General features: G+C 58.1%; 16 protein-coding genes. 6 read left to right on the forward strand and 10 right to left on the reverse strand.

From position 1 onward, the window contains the following. The first annotated feature begins 73 nt into the window (after positions 1-73). Entirely contained in the window at positions 74-949 is an 876-nt protein-coding gene (locus PFAS1_RS02035) for a LysR family transcriptional regulator (RefSeq protein WP_074878428.1), read from the forward strand. A 169-nt stretch (positions 950-1,118) separates the two neighbouring features. On the opposite strand, the gene PFAS1_RS02040 is transcribed toward PFAS1_RS02035, so the two are convergent. Continuing rightward, positions 1,119-1,982 (reverse strand): LysR substrate-binding domain-containing protein, encoded by an 864-nt coding sequence (locus PFAS1_RS02040; RefSeq protein WP_074878430.1) that lies wholly within the window; start codon positions 1,980-1,982, stop codon positions 1,119-1,121. Between the two features lie 109 nt (positions 1,983-2,091). On the opposite strand from PFAS1_RS02040, the gene PFAS1_RS02045 reads away from it, so the two are divergent. Together PFAS1_RS02045 and phnX are read left to right on the forward strand one after the other, a co-directional pair. After that, positions 2,092-3,201, forward strand: coding sequence for a 2-aminoethylphosphonate--pyruvate transaminase (locus tag PFAS1_RS02045; protein ID WP_076028015.1), 1,110 nt, complete (start codon positions 2,092-2,094; stop codon positions 3,199-3,201). Between the two features lie 151 nt (positions 3,202-3,352). Beyond that, positions 3,353-4,180: a phosphonoacetaldehyde hydrolase gene (phnX, locus tag PFAS1_RS02050; RefSeq protein ID WP_074878433.1), complete on the forward strand. Its 828-nt coding sequence runs from the start codon at positions 3,353-3,355 to the stop codon at positions 4,178-4,180. A gap of 136 nt (positions 4,181-4,316) precedes the next feature. Here phnX and PFAS1_RS02055 read toward each other — a convergent pair whose 3' ends face one another. Next, the gene (locus PFAS1_RS02055) at positions 4,317-4,958 is read right to left on the reverse strand and encodes a hypothetical protein (RefSeq protein WP_076028016.1); all 642 of its coding nucleotides are present in this window, start codon (positions 4,956-4,958) and stop codon (positions 4,317-4,319) included. 378 nt (positions 4,959-5,336) lie between these two features. On the opposite strand from PFAS1_RS02055, the gene PFAS1_RS02060 reads away from it, so the two are divergent. Further along, positions 5,337-5,885 (forward strand): cytochrome b, encoded by a 549-nt coding sequence (locus tag PFAS1_RS02060; protein WP_076028017.1) that lies wholly within the window; start codon positions 5,337-5,339, stop codon positions 5,883-5,885. 10 nt (positions 5,886-5,895) lie between these two features. On the opposite strand, the gene PFAS1_RS02065 is transcribed toward PFAS1_RS02060, so the two are convergent. After that, the gene (locus PFAS1_RS02065; RefSeq protein ID WP_076028018.1) at positions 5,896-6,813 is read right to left on the reverse strand and encodes a 1-aminocyclopropane-1-carboxylate deaminase/D-cysteine desulfhydrase; all 918 of its coding nucleotides are present in this window, start codon (positions 6,811-6,813) and stop codon (positions 5,896-5,898) included. A gap of 190 nt (positions 6,814-7,003) precedes the next feature. After that, positions 7,004-9,043 (reverse strand): oxidoreductase, encoded by a 2,040-nt coding sequence (locus PFAS1_RS02070; RefSeq protein WP_076028019.1) that lies wholly within the window; start codon positions 9,041-9,043, stop codon positions 7,004-7,006. Positions 9,044-9,252: 209 nt separating this feature from the next. On the opposite strand from PFAS1_RS02070, the gene PFAS1_RS02075 reads away from it, so the two are divergent. Next, complete coding sequence (locus PFAS1_RS02075; RefSeq protein ID WP_076028020.1) at positions 9,253-10,383, forward strand: carbon-nitrogen hydrolase family protein; 1,131 nt, start codon at positions 9,253-9,255, stop codon at positions 10,381-10,383. A 3-nt stretch (positions 10,384-10,386) separates the two neighbouring features. Further along, positions 10,387-11,427: an AraC family transcriptional regulator gene (locus PFAS1_RS02080; protein ID WP_076028021.1), complete on the forward strand. Its 1,041-nt coding sequence runs from the start codon at positions 10,387-10,389 to the stop codon at positions 11,425-11,427. A gap of 349 nt (positions 11,428-11,776) precedes the next feature. On the opposite strand, the gene PFAS1_RS02085 is transcribed toward PFAS1_RS02080, so the two are convergent. The 6 genes from PFAS1_RS02085 to clpP form a co-directional block, all read right to left on the reverse strand. Continuing rightward, the gene (locus PFAS1_RS02085; protein WP_076028022.1) at positions 11,777-12,604 is read right to left on the reverse strand and encodes a DUF2242 domain-containing protein; all 828 of its coding nucleotides are present in this window, start codon (positions 12,602-12,604) and stop codon (positions 11,777-11,779) included. 230 nt (positions 12,605-12,834) lie between these two features. Next, positions 12,835-14,706 (reverse strand): SurA N-terminal domain-containing protein, encoded by a 1,872-nt coding sequence (locus PFAS1_RS02090; protein ID WP_076028023.1) that lies wholly within the window; start codon positions 14,704-14,706, stop codon positions 12,835-12,837. 233 nt (positions 14,707-14,939) lie between these two features. Next, positions 14,940-15,212 (reverse strand): HU family DNA-binding protein, encoded by a 273-nt coding sequence (locus PFAS1_RS02100; RefSeq protein WP_002552737.1) that lies wholly within the window; start codon positions 15,210-15,212, stop codon positions 14,940-14,942. Between the two features lie 147 nt (positions 15,213-15,359). Further along, positions 15,360-17,756, reverse strand: coding sequence for an endopeptidase La (gene lon, locus PFAS1_RS02105; protein ID WP_074878448.1), 2,397 nt, complete (start codon positions 17,754-17,756; stop codon positions 15,360-15,362). 161 nt (positions 17,757-17,917) lie between these two features. After that, the gene (clpX, locus tag PFAS1_RS02110) at positions 17,918-19,201 is read right to left on the reverse strand and encodes an ATP-dependent Clp protease ATP-binding subunit ClpX (protein ID WP_007946893.1); all 1,284 of its coding nucleotides are present in this window, start codon (positions 19,199-19,201) and stop codon (positions 17,918-17,920) included. Between the two features lie 112 nt (positions 19,202-19,313). Further along, complete coding sequence (clpP, locus tag PFAS1_RS02115; protein ID WP_007901795.1) at positions 19,314-19,949, reverse strand: ATP-dependent Clp endopeptidase proteolytic subunit ClpP; 636 nt, start codon at positions 19,947-19,949, stop codon at positions 19,314-19,316. Between the last annotated feature and the right edge of the window lie 19 nt (positions 19,950-19,968).

Raw genomic sequence — 19,968 nt, forward strand, 5'->3', positions numbered from 1 at the left:
CAATTACTGATTAATAAGTGAAATCGATTTATCGTATTTCCAATATAAGCTCAGCTTGTTACTGGAGTTTTCGATGTCGGTTTCCCACGCCCAGCTCAAAGCCTTCCATGCCGTGGCCGTCCACGGAAGCTTTACCAAAGCCGCCGAGCGGCTATTCCTCACGCAACCGGCGATTTCCGACCAAGTGCGCAAGCTCGAAGAGCGTTTCGGTGTGCTGCTGTTCCACCGCAACAAACGCTCGGTGCGCCTGACGGATCTGGGTGAGCGCTTGTTGAGCATTACCCAGCGGCTGTTCGTCATCGAGGCCGAGGCTCAAGAGTTACTTCAGGAATCCCAGGCATTGCAGACGGGCACCCTGATTCTTGCCGTCGATGCGCCGGTGCATGTGCTGCCACAGATCGCGCGGTTCTGCGAACGCTACCCCGGTATCAGCGTGAAGATCGAAACCGGCAACACCGATGAATCGCTGTTCCGGTTGTTCAATTACCAGGCCGACCTGGCGTTGCTCGGTCGCGATGTCAGTGACGAACGTCTGATCTCGCTGCCGCTGCGCAATGACCCGATGGTGGCGTTCGTTTCGCGCAATCACCCGTGGGCCGGCCGTGAGTCGATTTGCCTCGCGGACCTGGATGACACGCCTTTGGTGCTGCGGGAAATCGGTTCGGTGACGCGCCAGACGCTGGAAGAAGAAATGGCTCAGGCAGGCTTTCGCATTCGCCCGGCGATTCAGGTTGAAGGCCGGGAAGCGGCGCGGGAAGCGGTGGTGGTGGGGATTGGCGTTGGTGTGGTTTCTGCTGCCGAGTTCGGTGCAGATTCGAGGGTTTGCGCGTTGCCTATTACCGACTGCAAACGGCGGTTGACCGAGACACTGGTGTGCTTGCGCGAGCAGAGTTCGCGGCGAGTGGTGGCGACGTTTCTGCAGATGGTTCGCGAAAGCCTCCCCCAATGATCGTTCCCACGCTCTGCGTGGGAATGCAGCCCGGGACGCTCCGCGTCCCAAAGCGGACGCAGAGCGTCCATTGAGGCATTCCCACGCAGAGCGTGGGAACGATCCAGACGATCCAGCGCTCACAAAATCCCTGTGGGAGCGGGCTTGCTCGCGAAGGCCGCACCTCGGTCTATCGGCCGGGTGCCAACTCGAAAAACGCCTGTATCAAGCGCAAATCCCGCCGCCGCTCCATGCAGCCAATCATGTGTCGGTTTACCAACCCTTCACCAACAATCGGCACCGCCGCCACCCGCGGGTCGTGGCTGACCTCCACCGACGACACCACGCCAACCCCCAACTCTGCGGCGACGGCTTCGGTCACCGCTTCGCGACTGTCCAGCTCCAGCAACACCCGTGGACTGACCATCGCCGCGGCGCACGCCTCGTCGAAGGTGCGCCGGGTGATCGAACTGGGCTCGCGCAACACCATGATCACCTGATCCAGCGCCTTGAGCGGTACGCCCTTCGACATCTGCGCCCAGGGATGGCCATCAGGCACCAGCGCACAAATCCGTGATTCGCTCAAGTCTTGCAAATGCAGGCCCTTGCGCGGTTCGACCTCGGTCAGCACCGCCACGTCGGCATGCTCCGACAGCAACGCCGCCAAGGTTTCCTGAGCATTGCCCAGTCGCAGGTTCACGGTGATGCCCGGATACCGCGCCCGCAAACTCGCCAGCATCGGCATCACCATGTGCGGCCCGTCCGCCGCAACTTCCAGACGCCCTGTCAGCAACTGTCGGTTGGCCTCGAGCATCACCTGCGCTTCTTCGGCCAGACCGAACATCGCCCGGGTGATCGCGGCCAGTTTGGTGCCCTCCTCCGTCAGTTCCACCCGTCGCGCGGTGCGCCGCAACAGGGTGATCTGGTAATGCTCCTCCAGCGCCTTGATGTGCCCGGTGACCGCCGGTTGGCTGATGAACAGTCGCGCGGCGGCCCGGGTGAAACTGCCCTCGCGGGCCACCGCATCGAATGCGCGGAGCTGGAACAGGTTCATGAATAACCCTCACTGATGACTGGCATAACAACAAACAATTTGATTGATAGCTCGGCAAATTGCAATTTAAGCCCCGTAGCTTCATCCCATCGATTGCGAGGACACGAGAATGAGTACTGCCGAACCCATCCTGCTCACCCCCGGCCCACTGACCACATCGGCCCGCACCCGTCAGGCGATGATGGTTGACTGGGGTTCATGGGATGACCGCTTCAATCAACTGACCGCCAGCCTGTGCGAACAACTGCTGGCGATCATCAACGGCGGCGACAGCCACCATTGCGTGCCCCTGCAAGGCAGCGGCACGTTCGCGGTCGAAGCGGCGATCGGCACGCTGGTGCCGCGCGACGGCAAAGTCCTGGTGCTGATCAATGGCGCTTACGGCAAACGCCTGGCGAAAATCTGCGAAGTGCTCGGCCGCTCCTTCAGCACCTTCGAAACCGCCGAAGACGAGCCGACCACCGCCGCCGACGTTGACCGCCTGCTGCGTGCCGACGCCAGCATCACCCACGTCGCGCTGATTCACTGCGAAACCAGCACCGGCATCCTCAACCCGCTGCCGGAAATCGCCCACGTCATCGCGCAACACGGCAAACGCCTGATCATCGACGCCATGAGTTCTTTTGGCGCCTTGCCGATCGACGCGCAACAGGTGCCGTTCGACGCACTGATCGCCGCTTCGGGCAAATGCCTGGAAGGCGTGCCGGGAATGGGCTTTGTCTTCGCTCGCAAAGAAGCGCTGGCCAATGCCGCCGGTAACTCGCATTCGCTGGCAATGGACCTTTTCGATCAGCACACCTACATGGCCAAGACCGGCCAGTGGCGCTTCACCCCGCCGACCCACGTAGTCGCGGCGTTGCACGAAGCCCTGCTGCAATACAACGAAGAAGGTGGCTTGCCCGCCCGGCATCAGCGCTATGCCAACAACTGCCAGGTGCTGCTCGATGACATGGCCAGACTGGGGATTCGCAGTTTCCTGCCTGCCGCGATTCAGGCGCCGATCATCGTCACCTTCCACGCGCCGAAAGATCCGCGCTACCAGTTCAAGGAATTCTACGAACGCGTCAAGGCCAAGGGTTTCATCCTCTACCCCGGCAAATTGACCCAGGTCGAAACCTTCCGTGTCGGTTGCATCGGCCACGTCAACCAGGCCGAGATGCACGCGGCGGTGGCGGCTATCGCCGAAGTACTGCGCGAGATGGAAGTCCTCGAAATATAAACCACACCGCATTCCCCTGTGGGAGCGGGCTTGCTCGCGAAAGCGGACTGACATTCAACATTTATGTCAGCTGGCATACCGCCTTCGCGAGCAAGCCCGCTCCCACCAAACGCAGCTCTCCTTTAGCCAGTTGCCACAGGATTTGATCACCATGAACTATACAAACCCAACCAAACTGCAAGCCGCCATCCTCGACTGGGCCGGCACCGTGGTCGATTTCGGCTCCTTCGCCCCGACCCAGATTTTTGTCGAAGCCTTCGCCGAGTTCGACGTCCAGGTTTCCATCGAAGAAGCCCGCGGCCCGATGGGCATGGGCAAGTGGGACCACATCCGCACCCTCTGCGATCAGCCGCAAGTGGCCGAACGTTATCGCGCCGTGTTCGGCCGTACGCCGACCGATGACGACGTCACCGCCATCTACAAACGCTTCATGCCCCTGCAAATCGAAAAAATCGCCGAGCACTCGGCGCTGATTCCGGGCGCGCTGGACACCATCGCCAACCTGCGCCAGCAAGGGATCAAGATCGGTTCCTGCTCCGGCTACCCGAAACAGGTCATGGACAAAGTGGTCGAACTGGCCGCCACCAACGGTTACGTTGCCGATCACGTGGTCGCCACTGACGAAGTGCCTAACGGTCGCCCATGGCCGGCCCAGGCGCTGGCCAACGTGATCGCCCTGGGCATTGATGATGTCGCAGCCTGCGTGAAGATTGACGACACCGTGCCGGGCATTCTTGAAGGTCGTCGCGCCGGCATGTGGACCGTGGCGCTGATCTGCTCGGGCAACGCGCTGGGCCTGGACTACGAAGGTTACCGCGCCCTCGGCAGCGACCAACTGGACAGCGAACGCAAGCGCATCCACGGAATGTTCGAGGGCTCGCGCCCGCACTACATGATCGACACCATCACTGATTTGCCGGAAGTGATTGCTGATATCAACAAACGTCTGGCCAAGGGCGAGATGCCACAGACTGCATAAAATCGCGACTATAAAAAACGCCGTAACCCTGGAAGGGTACGGCGTTTTTTTATAATCGAACTTTTATTAATGACGCTCTAACTTATAAACTAAGCATCCGAACGATACTGTCAGAGCGCCTTCTATCCGCTCGAATTCACTCCTCATTTATTTGATTACCGCTGGCATCAAAAATTGAGCCGTCCGCATACTTTACACGGCCATCGGGGTACTGCTCGGTGCCATCCTTCCAGACCAGGCGACCATCCGGATATTCAATCGTTTCATCTGGCCATACGATGCGACCGTCTGGGTACTCTACCCTTCCGTCCGCGTGCTGGATAATGCCGTCCGGGCGTTTCACCGAGTTTTTATCGGCGTTGACCAGACTGCCATCGGGTAGGGAAGTCGTCCCGTCACTGTTTCGAATGCTGCCGAGGGTGTTCAGCAGGTTAATGAAGGCTATCGGATCAATGTTGATGTTAAGGGTTGGCCACTGCAGCGGCGGCCGGACGGGCCCCACTGGCTTGGTCGGCGGGATCGGCGCCTTCCCGGGAGGCAAGGCAGGCTTGACCGGTGGTTTAACGGGTACGGTCGGTTTTACGGGTGGCTTGACGGGCACTGTCGGTTTGACCGGAGGTTTGACAGGTACGGTCGGTTTGACAGGCGGCTTGACGGGCACGGTGGGTTTGACGGGTGGTTTGGTTGTTGGTTTTGGTTTGGGGATCGGCGCTTTAGCCATCATCTTTTTTACAACGCCGGCATAGATCTTATTATTACTTGTCATTTTAACACTCATAAAAATCCTTTTTAGCCGCTCGACAAATACTATGATTTTCGAACTTTTCAGTTTGTCTCCCTGACAAACTTTACGCCTTCAAAATAACCAACCTCTTTGAGCGATGCAAACTCCTCCCAAATACCAAATATAAACAACAAACAGTTACACTCCTCTTAACACCACCTCAGTACTGATACTAAATTCAAGACTTACTTACAACAACTGCATGGATGAATTCAGGTGAACCCGGCAAACACTGATGCAATGTCTGCATATCACCGACGACATCTGATAAAAAATTGACTCAACTCAGGCAGAAAGAAATTAAGAGGATTACAGTTAAAGCACACCGTCGAATTAGAACGGTGGCTCGACCTGACCTGTGAGGAACACCGTATGCCCTGGAAGAATTCCGACTCACGCTACAGCACCGTATCGATCACGCTGCATTGGTTGATGCTGGTCCTGCTGGCGCTGGTTTACGCCTGCATCGAATTTCGCGGGATCTTTCCAAAAGGCAGTGGGGGGCGGACGCTGATCACCGAATCGCACTTCATGTTGGGCTTGACGGTGTTTGTGCTGGTTTGGCTGCGCTTGTTTGCTCGTAGCCTGGGCCCGGCACCGCAAATCTTCCCGGCATCGCCTCACTGGCAGACCGTATTGGCCAGACTGATGCACTGGGCGCTGTACATTTTCATGATCGCCATGCCGATACTAGGCTGGCTGGTCACCAGCGCAAAAGGTCATCAAGTGATGTTCTACGGCTTCGACCTGCCGCTGCTGATCCCGGAAGACAAGGCGTTGGCCAAGCAGATCGAGGGCTGGCATGAACTCGGCGGCACCATCGGTTACTGGCTGATCGGCCTGCATGCCTTGGCGGGGATTTATCACCATTACGTGGTGCGCGATAACACCTTGCTGCGGATGATGCCCAAGCGCGGGTGATTTCCGTCGTTCACTGGAAACCCCGGCGGCCCTGCAAACCGCCGGTATGAATGAAGATCAGGCGCGTGCCGCTTGCGAATCTTCCCGCTTCTACTTGCAGCTTGAGCGCCAACAGAGCTTTGCCGGTGTACAGCGGTTCGAGGGGAACGCCGCTGGCCTGTTCGGTCCGATCGATGAATTCGAGTAACAGCGGATCGACTTTGGCAAAGCCGCCACGACTGGCGTCGAACCATTCATAAGCACGATCCGGCAAACCCGCCTCTTGCATAACTGATTCGACCTGCTGCGCAGCGCCATGATCGTCGGGCACCGCCAATGCGCCATATACCGGGTGCTCGCCCGCCTCGGCCAGCACCAGGCCGGCCAGGGTGGTACCCGTTCCGCAGGCCAGCCACCAGCCGTCGTAGTCGCTCCAGCCCAGACCGTTCAGTTGCTCGCTGACCATTGTCCTCAAATGCACGCAGCCCTTGGCTCCCTGCACACCGCCGCCCCCTTCCGGCACCGGATGCAGATCGGGATACTGCGCCTGCCATGGCAACCAGAAACCCGGCTCGTGCCGCGCTCGATAACCGCCATAACCCAGCCAATGCAACTGCATGCCGAACGCCTGCAAGTCTTTCACCGTCGGCGTTTCTTGCGGATGACCGCGCAGCAGGCCAACGGTGCGAAAACCAAATCGCTTACCCGCCGCGGCCAGTGCATGCAGATGATTGGAGTGGGCACCGCCCAGACTGATGATGCCTTTGGCACCGATCCGGTCAGCGGCTTTCAGGTGCTCAATGAGTTTGAACCACTTGTTGCCACTGATCAGTGGGTCGATCTGGTCGAGGCGCAGGATCGCGACTTCGATGCCAGCGTTGGTCAGCCAATCGAGATGAAAGGGTTCGAGGGGGGCCAGGGGTAGCCAGTCTGTTGGTGGGGAAAGCATTGACGCCGGCTCTGGGTAAAGAGCCGGTATCTTAGCAGCAGACTTGTGGCGAGGGAGCTTGCTCCCGCTTGGCTGCGCAGCAGCCACAGAATCAGCGACGTTGATTAACCTGACACTACATCATCGCTGATAGAGGGAGTCCTTCGGCCTCCAGCGGGAGCAAGCTCCCTCGCCACAGATTTTGTGTTGATTACAACTGCGCAGCCAACCGCGACCCCTGGTCGATCGCGCGTTTGGCATCCAGCTCCGCCGCTACATCCGCGCCGCCAATCAAATGCACGTTCTGCCCGGCTGCCACCAGACCCTCGTGCAATTCGCGCAGCGGATCCTGCCCGGCGCAGATCACGATGTTGTCCACCGGCAGCAGCTGCGGCTCGCCGGTTTCGCCGATGCGAATGTGCAAACCTTCGTCGTCGATCTTCAGGTACTCGACGCTGTTGAGCATCTGTACCTGCTTGTTTTTCAGACCGGTGCGGTGAATCCAGCCAGTGGTTTTACCCAGGCCATCGCCGACCTTGGATTTCTTGCGCTGCAACAGGAACACTTCACGCGCCGGTGCGTGCGGTTCAGCCTTGATGCCGGCGACACCGCCGCGCGCTTGCAGATGCGTATCGATGCCCCACTCCTTCCAGAACGCCTCGCGATCCAGGCTGGTGGCGACGCCTTGGTGAACAAGGAACTCAGAGACATCGAATCCAATACCCCCGGCGCCGATCACCGCAACGCGCTTGCCCACCGGTTTGCGCTCAAGGATCACGTCCAGGTAGCTCAGCACCTTGGCGTTCTCGACACCCGGAATCGCCGGGGTTCTTGGCGCGATGCCGGTGGCGAGAATGATTTCGTCGTAACCGCCCTCAACCAGTTTCGCCACGTCGACACGGGTGTTCAGGCACACCTCAACGTGGGTGGTCTGCAGTTTGCGGTTGAAGTAGCGCAGGGTTTCGAAGAACTCTTCCTTGCCCGGTACACGCTTGGCGATGTTGAACTGGCCGCCAATTTCGCTGGCCGAATCAAACAGTGTCACCTGATGACCACGCTCGGCGGCCACAGTCGCTGCGGACAGACCCGCAGGACCGGCACCGACCACCGCGATTTTCTTGATCTGCTGCACCGGCAGGTAATTGAGCTCGGTTTCGTGACAGGCGCGTGGGTTCACCAGGCAACTGGTCAACTTGCCGCCAAAGGTGTGGTCCAGGCAAGCCTGGTTGCAACCGATGCAGGTGTTGATTTCATCGCCACGGCCGGCCGCGGCCTTGTTGACGAAGTCCGGGTCGGCGAGGAACGGCCGCGCCATGGAAACCATGTCGGCATCGCCTTCGGCCAAAATCTGCTCGGCCACTTCCGGGGTATTGATCCGGTTAGTGGTGATCAGCGGAATGCTCACCGAGCCACGCAGCTTGGCCGTGACTTTGCTGAACGCCCCGCGCGGCACTTTGGTGGCGATGGTCGGGATCCGCGCTTCGTGCCAACCGATGCCGGTGTTGATAATCGTCGCACCGGCCTGCTCGATGGCCTTGGCCAGCGTCACGATTTCTTCCCAGCTGCTGCCGCCTTCCACCAGATCGAGCATCGACAGGCGGAAGATAATGATGAAGTTCGGGCCTACCGCTTCGCGCACCCGACGGACGATTTCCACCGGCAGGCGCATACGGTTTTCATAGCTGCCACCCCAGCGGTCGGTGCGGTGGTTGGTGTGGGCGGCGAGGAACTGGTTAATGAAATAACCTTCGGAGCCCATGATCTCGACGCCGTCGTACTCGGCCTGTTGCGCCAGGGTCGAACAGGTGACGAAATCGCTGATCTGCTTCTCGATGCCTTCCTCGTCCAGCTCTTTAGGCTTGAACGGGTTGATCGGTGCCTGAATGGCGCTCGGCGCGACCTGTTTCGGGCTGTACGCATAACGCCCGGCGTGAAGGATCTGCATGCAGATCTTGCCGCCCGCCTCGTGCACCGCGCGGGTGACGATCCGGTGCTTGAGCGCTTCTTCCTCAGTGGTCAGTTTAGCTGCGCCGGAGTACACCCCGCCCTCGTCGTTCGGGCCGATACCGCCAGTGACCATCAGGCCGACGCCGCCACGGGCACGTTCGGCGAAGTACGCCGCCATGCGCTCGAAACCACCGGGCTTTTCCTCAAGACCGGTGTGCATCGAACCCATCAGGGTACGATTGCGCAACGTGGTAAAACCCAGGTCCAGCGGGGCCAACAGGTGCGGGTAATGAGCGGCGGCCATCGGTAACTCCACATCGAGCGATCACGGAAAAAGTGCAGGAGCTCTACGGCCCCCGTCAGTCATGCTGGACAGACTAAGAGTCGCACCGCTGTCACTCAATGACCGTAACTGACAACTTATTGATCCAAATGTGCAGCGCCCCTTGGCAAGCGCCGGTATGCGCCCTACCCTAGTCGCGAATCCTGCACACGGCCGTTGACTGTTTCCCCATGCGCAAACTTCTGTATCTGACCTTCTCCATGGCATTGATTGCCGCCCTTACGACCTACGCCATGTGGGCCGCGGACCGTCCGGTGGGTCATTACCTGTCGGACCTGCGCATCAACCTCGCGGTCGACCAAGGCACACCCGCCGATCGCGGCAACCTGCTGGGCATCCAGCCCGAACTGTTTCCCACTGACTATCAAAGCCCCGAGCGCCTGCACCGCAAGCTCGCGGCTTATTTGCAAAAGGCCCAGGAGCAGGGCCTGCTGAATGAAAAAACCATCGTCGTCCTGCCCGAACATGTCGGCACCTGGTTGATGGTCAGCGGCGAGAAAGATGAGCTGTACCAGGCCACCACGCTCAAGGAAGCCATGAACTGGCTGGCGGTCAGCAACCCACTGAAGTTCCTCCGCGCTCTGATCAGCGCCGAGGGCGACAAACGTCTGGACGACGCGCATCTGCGCATGAAGGCCAAAGGCATGGCCAAGGACTACCAGGCACTGTTTGGTGGACTGGCGAAAGAATTCCACGTGACGTTGGTGGCGGGTTCTATCGTGCTACCTGAGCCCAGCATCATCGACGGCACCCTGAAAATCGGCCGCGGCGCGTTGTACAACAGCAGCGTGGTATTCGGTCGCGATGGCTCGCCGATCGGCCAACCCCAGCGCCAGATGCACCCGATTTTCGATGAACATGAAGTCATTGCCGCCAATGGCGAGCATACGCTCAACGTCGTCGACACCCCGGCCGGACGCCTGGGCGTGCTGATCGGCAGCGACAGCTGGTACCCGGACAATTACCGCAAGCTCGACCGCCAGGGTGCACAGTTCGTCGCAGTCCCGGCGTTTGTGCTCGGGCGCGGCACCTGGGACCAACCGTGGCGCGGTTACAAGGGGCTGTCGACGCCTGGCTCAGTCAGTCTCAAGGCCGGCGAACTCAGCGAAGGCCAAGCCTGGCATCGCCTGACACTCACCGCTCAACCGCCCAGCAGCCAGGCAATCGCCGGCATGAGCGTGTTCCTGCGCGGTCAGTTCTGGGATCAGGGCAGCGCCGGTCAAAGCTTTCTCAGCAGTAATGGGCAGCAGTTCGTCGACGGCAATGCCCGTGGCGCGCGTTTGCTGAACCTCTGGTTGTAACCGATGAAACCGTTGCCGATGCGCCTCGGCGATCTGTCGGTGGGCTTTGTTCATAGCCTGGCCGACGCCGTGCGCAGCCATGGCGTGGATCCTCAGCCGCTGCTCGAACAATACGGCCTCGACGCCGCGCGCCTCAGCGAAGCGGGGGCTCGGCTCTCGATCCCGCGTTACATGCGCCTGGGCCACAGCGCCATTCAACTGACCGACAACCCGGCACTCGGTTTGCGCATGGGCCAGCTCAGTCGCCTGAGCCAGGTCGGCCTGGCCGGGGTCACGGCCGCTCAGGCGCCGACGGTACGTGAAGCCGCGCGCTGCCTGATTCGCTTCGAAGCCTTATATGGCTCCAACTATCGCGGACAATCGAGTTTTCACGAAGACGCCCAAGGTGCCTGGCTGCGGTTTTACTCCATCAGCCCCTACAACGCCTATAACCGCTTCGTGGTGGACTCGATCATCGCTGGCTGGTTGCAGCAATTGTCCAGCATCAGCCCTGCCCCATTGCGGGCCGAACGTATCGAGATCGAGTTTGAAGAGCCGGATTACCGCACGGCGTATGAAGTGCTGGGTGACTGCCCGATCCAGTTTGGCTGCGAGCACAATCAACTGCGCTTGAGCCTTGCCAGTCTGGCCCAGCGCAACCCGGAACACTGCCCGAGCACCTGGCGACACTTGCTGCAACTGTGTGAGCGGGAACTGGAGCAACTGACACGCACCCGCAGCCTGCGTGAACGCATCACTCAGTTACTGGGGCCGTTGCTCAATGGTGGCCGGGAACCCGACCTGGAAGAAGTGGCGGCACGCCTGAAACTGCCAACCTGGACCTTGCGGCGCAAACTCGCCGAGGAAGGCACGCAATTTCGCGCGATCCTCAATGACACGCGTCGCGACCTGGCCATGACCTACATCCGCGATACCGAACTGGCGTTCGGAGAAATCGCCTACCTGCTGGGCTTTGCCTCAGCCGAAGCCTTTCAACGGGCCTTCAAACGCTGGAGCGGTCAGACTCCCGGCGAGTTTCGCCGCAGTCATCGCCAATCCGCTTGACGCTTATAGCTCGGTAGCGTCTTCGGCCGGTTCCAGCGGGTCCAGTTCAAACGCCTGATACTCGAGCAGCTCTTCTTGATACTCATCCATTTTGAATCTCCCACGGCTCGTTGAAAAAACGCCTGAATAAATGACCAGCGCCCCGAGCATAAAGTGCCCACGTGAAAGAAAAATGACGCAGACACACCGCCCAGCGGCTACTTAATAAAACGTAGCAGGCGGTCAGGAATTTATCACAGGATTTTTTCGATACAGGCTGTAGGACAACGGCCTGGTTGACGCGGATCAATTTAACAGCGCACTACGGGAGCGGATTTGTCTGAACCGGTCCCGCAGCGTCAGAGCACGATTACTGGCCTGAAACAGGAATGGCCGAAATAGGCTCGGTGGGTGGCGGCAGGCTTGATTGGGGCGGCGGAGTGACCGTTTCCGTGGTCGATGCCGGCTCGGCGTTGTCGGCCGGAGCAATCGGAGCGGCTTCAGGCGGCGGTGCCACAGGCTCAGAGGCTGCTGGAGCAGCTTCAGCAGGCGCCGGCGCGGGTTCTGCCGCAGGTGCCGGAGTCGGCGCTAACGGAGCCGGTGCGGCCTTGGCTTCAGGCACGCCGAGATCGGGTTTCGGCTTTTCCTGGATGTGCGCGGCTTTTTTCGCTTCCGGCGGCAGGAACAATTCGACCAAGGTAAAGAAACGTTCGTAGAACTTGGGCGACGATACGGTTTCGCTGGCAACCTTGACCATCGAGTCGTCGGACGAACCGATCGGCATCGACACAGAACCCAGCACGCCCACACCAACGCTGGCGGAGTTGTTGGTCTTCTTCAGCGCATAACGATCCTGCAAGGCGTTGGCGAACATGGTCGCGTGGCGCCCCTCACTGCCGTCATCGGCACAGACCACACTGAAGCTGATCTCCATGTGGGTCTCGCCGGTCTGCTGGAAGCTTTTGTGTCCGCTGACCAGTTTCGGGTCCGAGCTGGTGATGATGTAGCCCTGGCTGAGCAACGCCCGACGGGCGGCTTCGCACGTCTGCGCATCAGTCACCGGGTAGCTGCGCGAAAACGTTCCGGAGTCGTCGAAGTTCTCATGCTCGTAGATAGGGGCTTTCTTCGACGAGCAACCGGCCGCGGCGGCCAGCACCAACGCCAGCCCTGCAACACGCATGGGAATTGATTTAAACATTGAACATCCTGAGGAAAACGGTCCGGGGCGTATTGTGCAACAGATCGATGCTTAGCGGAGTATCGATTAGTGTCTTAAAACAGTTACAAGTCTACTGACTGTCATTTACAGCAAAAAGTCGCACGGTAAATTATTCAGGCGACGGATAACCCGTGCTGCTTTCGTTTCACCCATAAAAAACCCCAGCCTTTCGGCCGGGGTCTTTGTGTAGCGCAAAACTCAGTCAGGCATCAGAAGCGTTTGATCTCAGCCTGGCTTTCCAGCAGTTTGCGGTAGGCCGCAAAGTCTTGCTGGCCAATGCGCGAAGCGAGGAAGCGACGGTATTGAGCCTTCTCTTCTTCGGTCGGCGCAGCCGCTTCGTTCACGCCGTCCAGACGCACAATCACCAGGCTGCCATCAGCCAGAGTCACGTTGCTGAAGGTCGGCTTGTCCTTGGCGACGGGCTTCGGCATGCGGAACAGCGCCTGCAGCACGGTTGGGTCAACCCCTTCCTGGCCACGAGTAGCGGCCTGGGTCACTTTCCAGCTCTGACCGTCGATCGCCTTGTCCAGCGGAGTCTTGCCTTCGCGCAGGCTGACAATCAGCTCTTCAGCCTTGGTCTTGGCGGCAGCACTGGCGTGCTCCTTGGTCAGTTGCACGCGAATACTGGCAGCGACGCTTTCCAGCGGCAGTTGCGCAGGCTTCAGGTGCTCCTTGGCGCGCAGCACGATCACGGTTTCCGGATCGAGCTCGATGGCGGTGCTGTTGGCACCCTCATCCAGCACTTCAGGACTGAACGCTGCAGTGATCACGGCACGGTTGGCCGCAACACCTTCGCCACCTTCACGGCCGAACGGTTTGGACGTATGCACAGTGAGCTTCAGGTCCTGCGCCGGCTGAGCCAGATCGGAGGCTTCGAACGACGAGTCTTCGAGTTGCTTGGTCGCCTCGACGAAACGCTGCTCGACCTGCTGGGTTTTCAGCTCACGGGTCAGCTTGTCTTTCAGGCTGGCGAACGTCGGCACTTCAGGTGCCTCCACGCCCAACAGCTTGATCAGGTGGAAACCGAAGTCAGTACGGATCGGCGCCGAAACCTGATCCTTGGCCAGCGCATACAGCGCTGTTTCGAAGGCTGGATCGTAGACGCCAGGACCGGCATAGCCAAGGTCACCGCCGTTGCTCGCCGAACCAGGATCCTGGGAGAACTCCTTGGCCAGGGCTTCGAACTTCTCGCCTTTTGCCAGACGTGCCTGGATCTCTTCGATCCTGGCCTTGGCTTGCGCTTCGGTCACCTTGTCGTTCACTTCGATCAGAATGTGCGCGGCCCGACGTTGTTCCGACAGGTTCGCGATTTCTTTCTGATACGCCGCTTGCAAGTCTTCGTCCTTGACGCTGACCTGATCAAAGAAGGAAGCCTTCTTCAACTCCACGTAATCAATGACCACCTGATCCGGCGTCATGAATTCCTTGGCGTGTTCGTCGTAATAGGCTTTGACTTCATCGTCGGTCAGCTTCACTGCCGCCGGGTCAGCCTTGACGTTCAGCGAAGCGAAATCGCGGGTCTGTTTTTCCAGACGGGCGAATGCCAGAACCTGTGCGTCGGTAACGAAACCACTGCCTGCCAGGCCCGCGCGCAACTGACCGATCAGCATTTCCTGAGCCAGCATCTGGCGGAACTGCATGCGGCTGTAGCCGAGTTGGCGAATAACCTGGTCGAAACGCTCTGGGCTGAACTTGCCATCAACCTGGAATTCAGGCGTTTGCAGGATCACCTGGTCCAAAGCAGTTTCGGAAAAAGCGAACTTCGAGTTTTCTGCGCCTTGCAGCAGCAGCTTGCGATCGATCAGGCCTTTGAGGGCCGATTCGCGCAGCATTTTTTCGTCGAGCAAGGAAGCATCGAAATCCTTGCCCAGCTGTTGCATGAGCTGACGGCGTTGCATATCGACCGCCTGGCTCAGCTCGTTCTGGCTGATTTCTTCACCATTGACCTTGGCCGCATCCTGGCTGTTGGTCGTCGCCTGAAAAATGGCCTCGATACCGGTGAAAGCCATCAGTACAACGATGATCCCGATAATGGTCTTGGCAATCCAGCCTTGTGAATTGTCCCTGATATTCTGCAGCATGCGTCCCCCAGAAACGGTTGAACTTCAAAATTAGGCAACCGTGGAGCGTGGGTAGAATCCGGATAGAAGAAAGGCGCATCCGAGGATGCGCCTTCTCGTAACTGGCGGAGCGGACCGATGACTCGAACGTGCGAGCCTCGGCGTCTCGGATCGACGACTCGTCGACTGGACTACCGCTCCGCTGCCAGGTCAGGCATGACCCCGACCCGGATAGGCAAAAACCTGAATCGAACTTAGTTGACAGCTTCTTTCAGTGCTTTACCGGCTTTGAAACCTGGTTTTTTGGCTGCTGCGATTTCCAGCGTCTTACCGGTCTGTGGGTTACGACCAATGCGAGCTGGACGATCGGTAACGGAGAAAGTACCGAAACCAACCAGAACAACAGAGTCGCCAGCCTTGAGAGCGCCAGTGACGGATTCGATTACAGCGTCCAGCGCACGGCCAGCAGCAGCTTTCGGGATATCAGCGGATGCAGCGATAGCATCAATCAGTTCCGACTTGTTCACTCTAAGTCCCCTTATATCTATTTGAGTATGATTCTAAGTTTTTTGGTGAAAGCAAAAACGAGTGCTGAATGGCCTACAGACACTTAAGAGCCGCTTTATAACAAGGGCTCTAAAAAGCTGTCAACAAGCCACCCAGGCAAATGCGTACTAATGCGTGCTAATTCTTTCCTTAGAGTCAGACTCGCGTTTTTCATCCTTTGCAACTATCTCTGGAGCTACATCTGGCAAGGGCTCCGGCGCGTATTGCAGCGCAATTTGCAGGACCTCGTCAATCCATTTAACCGGTTTAATCTGCAGATCTTGCTTGATGTTGTCAGGAATTTCCTTCAGATCGCGTACGTTCTCTTCAGGAATGATCACCGTCTTGATTCCTCCACGGTGAGCTGCGAGCAGTTTTTCTTTCAAACCACCAATCGCCAGCACCTGGCCACGCAGCGTAATTTCGCCAGTCATGGCGACGTCCGCGCGCACAGGGATCCCGGTCAATGCCGACACCAGAGCCGTGCACATGCCCACACCGGCGCTAGGGCCGTCCTTCGGGGTTGCCCCTTCCGGCATGTGGATGTGCGTGTCGCGCTTCTCGTGGAAGTCCAGGGGAATCCCCAGGCTCTTCGCACGACTGCGAACAACGGTCAGGGCCGCAGTGATCGATTCGACCATGACGTCACCCAGGGAACCGGTCTTGATCAATTGGCCTTTACCCGGCACGACGGCGGCTTCGATGGTCAGCAATTCGCCGCCCACTTGAGTCCACGCCAACCCGGTGACCTGACCGATCTGATCCTGCGATTCGGCCAGACCATAGCGGAATTTGCGCACGCCCAGGAAGTGTTCGAGCATCTCGGCAGTGACCTTCACCGAGAAGCGTTTTTCCATCGCGTGCTCTTTGACCGCCTTGCGGCAAACCTTGGCAATCTGGCGCTCCAGCCCACGTACACCGGCTTCGCGGGTGTAGTAACGGATGATGTCGCGGATCGCTTCGGCGTCGAATTCCAGCTCGCCTTTTTTCAAGCCGTTGGCAGCAATCTGCTTTGGCGAGAGGTACTTGACGGCGATGTTGATCTTTTCGTCTTCGGTGTAGCCCGGCAGGCGAATCACTTCCATCCGGTCCAGCAAGGCGGGTGGAATGTTCATGGAGTTCGAGGTGCAAAGGAACATCACATCGGACAGGTCGTAGTCGACTTCCAGATAGTGATCGTTGAAGTTGTGGTTCTGCTCAGGATCGAGCACTTCCAGCAACGCCGATGCCGGATCGCCACGCATGTCGCTGCCCATTTTGTCGATTTCATCGAGCAGGAACAGCGGGTTGCGGACGCCCACTTTTGTCATCTTTTGAATCAATCTTCCCGGCATCGAACCGATATAGGTACGGCGATGACCACGAATTTCCGCTTCATCACGCACGCCACCGAGGGCCATGCGCACGAATTTGCGGTTGGTGGCGTGAGCAATCGACTCCGCCAGAGAGGTTTTACCCACCCCAGGAGGACCGACCAGGCACAACACCGGACCACGAATTTTCTTCACGCGTTTTTGCACGGCGAGGTATTCAAGGATGCGCTCTTTGACTTCTTCCAGACCATAGTGGTCTGCATCGAGAATGTCTTCTGCGCGCGCCAGATCCAGGCGCACTTTGCTCTGCGCCTTCCATGGCACCTGAACCAGCCAGTCGATATACGAGCGCACCACGGTCGCTTCCGCAGACATTGGCGACATTTGTTTTAACTTGTTCAGTTCACCCTGGGCTTTGGCCAAGGCGTCTTTCGGCAAACCGGCGGCATCGATGCGCTTTTTCAGCTCTTCGATTTCGTTGTGGCCTTCGTCGCTGTCGCCGAGTTCTTTCTGAATGGCCTTCATCTGCTCATTCAGGTAGTACTCGCGCTGGCTGCGCTCCATTTGTTTTTTGACGCGACCACGAATGCGTTTTTCGACTTGCAGCAGGTCGATCTCGGCATCCAGCAACGCCAGAACGTGCTCGACCCGGGCCGACAAATCAATGATTTCGAGAATTTCCTGCTTCTGCTCGATCTTCAGGGCCATGTGTGCGGCCATGGTGTCGACCAGGCGGCCTGGCTCGTCGATGCTGTTGAGCGACGACAGGACTTCAGCCGGGACTTTCTTGCCCAACTGCACATATTGTTCGAACTGAGCCAGCAGGCTGCGTACGAACACTTCCGACTCGCGCTCTGGCGCGTCGACTTCGTCGATCAATGAGACTTCGGCACGGCAGTGGCCGTCCACTTCGCTGAAGCGCTCAACGGCGCCCCGCTGCTCACCTTCAACCAAAACCTTGACCGTGCCGTCAGGCAGCTTGAGCAGCTGCAGAACGGTAGCAATGGTACCTACACGATAAAGTGCTTCTTCACCGGGATCGTCGTCAGCAGGGTTTCTCTGAGCCAGCAGAAGGATCTGCTTGTCGCCCGTCATCGCTGCCTCAAGGGCTTCGATGGATTTCTCGCGCCCCACGAACAGCGGGATAACCATGTGCGGATAAACCACAACATCACGCAATGGCAGGAGAGGCAATTCGATGGTTGTCTTCATGATTTCGCCTCTACGGCGGCCATAAGGCCGTAAACAGATGGAAGTGAGCTTGAAACCAAGATGGGGGCTACCTTCAAAAAAAACAAGCTTAAAGAAGGTGTTAAAACGCGCTAAAAGCAAAGGGGCCCGAAGGCCCCTTCTTTATTCCAGCAGCTGGACGCTTAGGCGTCTGGCGCTGCTTTGGCAGCCGGCTCACTGTTTTCATAGATATACAGTGGCTTGGACTTGCCTTCTATAACGCTTTCGTCGATCACTACTTTACTCACCTCGGACTGCGAGGGGATTTCATACATAGTGTCGAGCAATACACCTTCGAGAATCGAACGCAGTCCACGGGCACCGGTTTTACGTTCCAAGGCACGTTTGGCGACCGATTTCAGAGCGTCGGCCCGGAATTCCAGGTCTACACCTTCCATCTCGAACAGCTTGGCATACTGTTTAGTCAGGGCATTTTTTGGCTCGGTGAGAATCTGCATCAACGCAGCCTCATCAAGCTCGTCCAGCGTGGCAAGTACCGGCAGACGACCGACGAACTCAGGGATCAGACCGAACTTGACCAGATCGTCAGGCTCGACTTCACGCAGGGACTCACCGACTTTCTTGCCTTCTTCCTTGCTGCGCACTTCCGCGTTGAAACCGATACCGCCCTTGGTGGAACGGTTTTGAATAACCTTTTCCAGACCGGAGAACGCACCACCGCAGATGAACAGGATGTTACGGGTGTCGACCTGAAGGAATTCCTGCTGCGGATGCTTGCGACCACCTTGAGGCGGGACGGAAGCGACCGTGCCTTCGATCAACTTGAGCAGGGCCTGCTGCACGCCTTCACCGGAAACGTCCCGGGTGATCGACGGGTTGTCAGACTTGCGCGAGATCTTGTCGATCTCATCGATGTAGACAATACCCATTTGGGCCTTTTCTACATCGTAATCGCACTTCTGCAGCAGCTTCTGAATGATGTTTTCGACATCTTCACCCACGTAACCTGCCTCGGTGAGGGTGGTTGCGTCGGCGATGGTGAACGGAACGTTCAGCAAGCGAGCCAGTGTTTCAGCAAGCAGGGTTTTACCCGAGCCTGTCGGGCCGATCAGCAAGATGTTGCTCTTGCCAAGTTCGACATCGTCATTCTTTTTGTCACGCTGGTTCAGGCGCTTGTAGTGGTTGTACACCGCTACGGCCAAAACCTTTTTCGCACGCTCCTGACCAATTACGTACTGATCAAGGATGCCGCTGATTTCTTTAGGCGAAGGCAATTTATGCGCGCTGCTTTCGGCCTGGGCTTCCTGCACCTCCTCACGGATGATGTCATTGCACAGGTCGACGCACTCGTCGCAGATAAAGACCGAGGGGCCGGCAATCAATTTGCGCACTTCATGCTGGCTTTTGCCACAGAAGGAGCAATAGAGCAGCTTGCCGTTGTCCTCGCCGTTGCGGGTGTCAGTCATTCGTTCGATCCAAATCCGATAGGCTTGCAACACAAGATGAAGGCTATTGCGGGCTTTTTCAAGCCCGCTGGTGATCGGACGCGCCGACCAACCCTATTTTGAGCTGCTTATTTTAAGCGGGGCGCTGATTGATCACTTCATCGATCAACCCGTACTCACGCGCGGCTTCTGCACTCATGAAATTATCGCGGTTGGTATCGCGCTCGATTTCTTCAAGAGTGCGCCCGCTATGCTTGGCCATCAGCGTGTTGAGACGCTCACGAATGAAGAGGATTTCCTTGGCATGGATTTCGATATCCGAAGCCTGGCCCTGGAAACCGCCCAGTGGCTGGTGAATCATCACACGCGAGTTCGGCAGGCAATAACGCTTGCCCTGGGCACCGGCGGTCAGTAGAAACGCGCCCATGCTGCACGCTTGACCGATACAGGTGGTCGACACGTTGGGTTTGATGAACTGCATGGTGTCATAAATCGACATGCCCGCCGTTACCGAACCGCCCGGGGAGTTGATATAGAGATGGATGTCCTTGTCCGGGTTTTCCGCTTCAAGGAACAGCAATTGCGCACAGATCAGGTTGGCCATGTAGTCCTCTACCGGACCAACCAGAAAGATCACTCGCTCCTTGAGAAGGCGCGAGTAGATGTCATAGGCGCGCTCGCCACGAGCAGACTGCTCGACAACCATCGGGACCAGGCCGCCTGCGGCCTGGATATCAGAGTTCTGCTGAATATACGAATTACGGAACATGCTCTGCAGTCACTCCCAA

This window comes from Pseudomonas frederiksbergensis (assembly GCF_001952935.1).
Lineage (GTDB): Bacteria > Pseudomonadota > Gammaproteobacteria > Pseudomonadales > Pseudomonadaceae > Aquipseudomonas > Aquipseudomonas frederiksbergensis.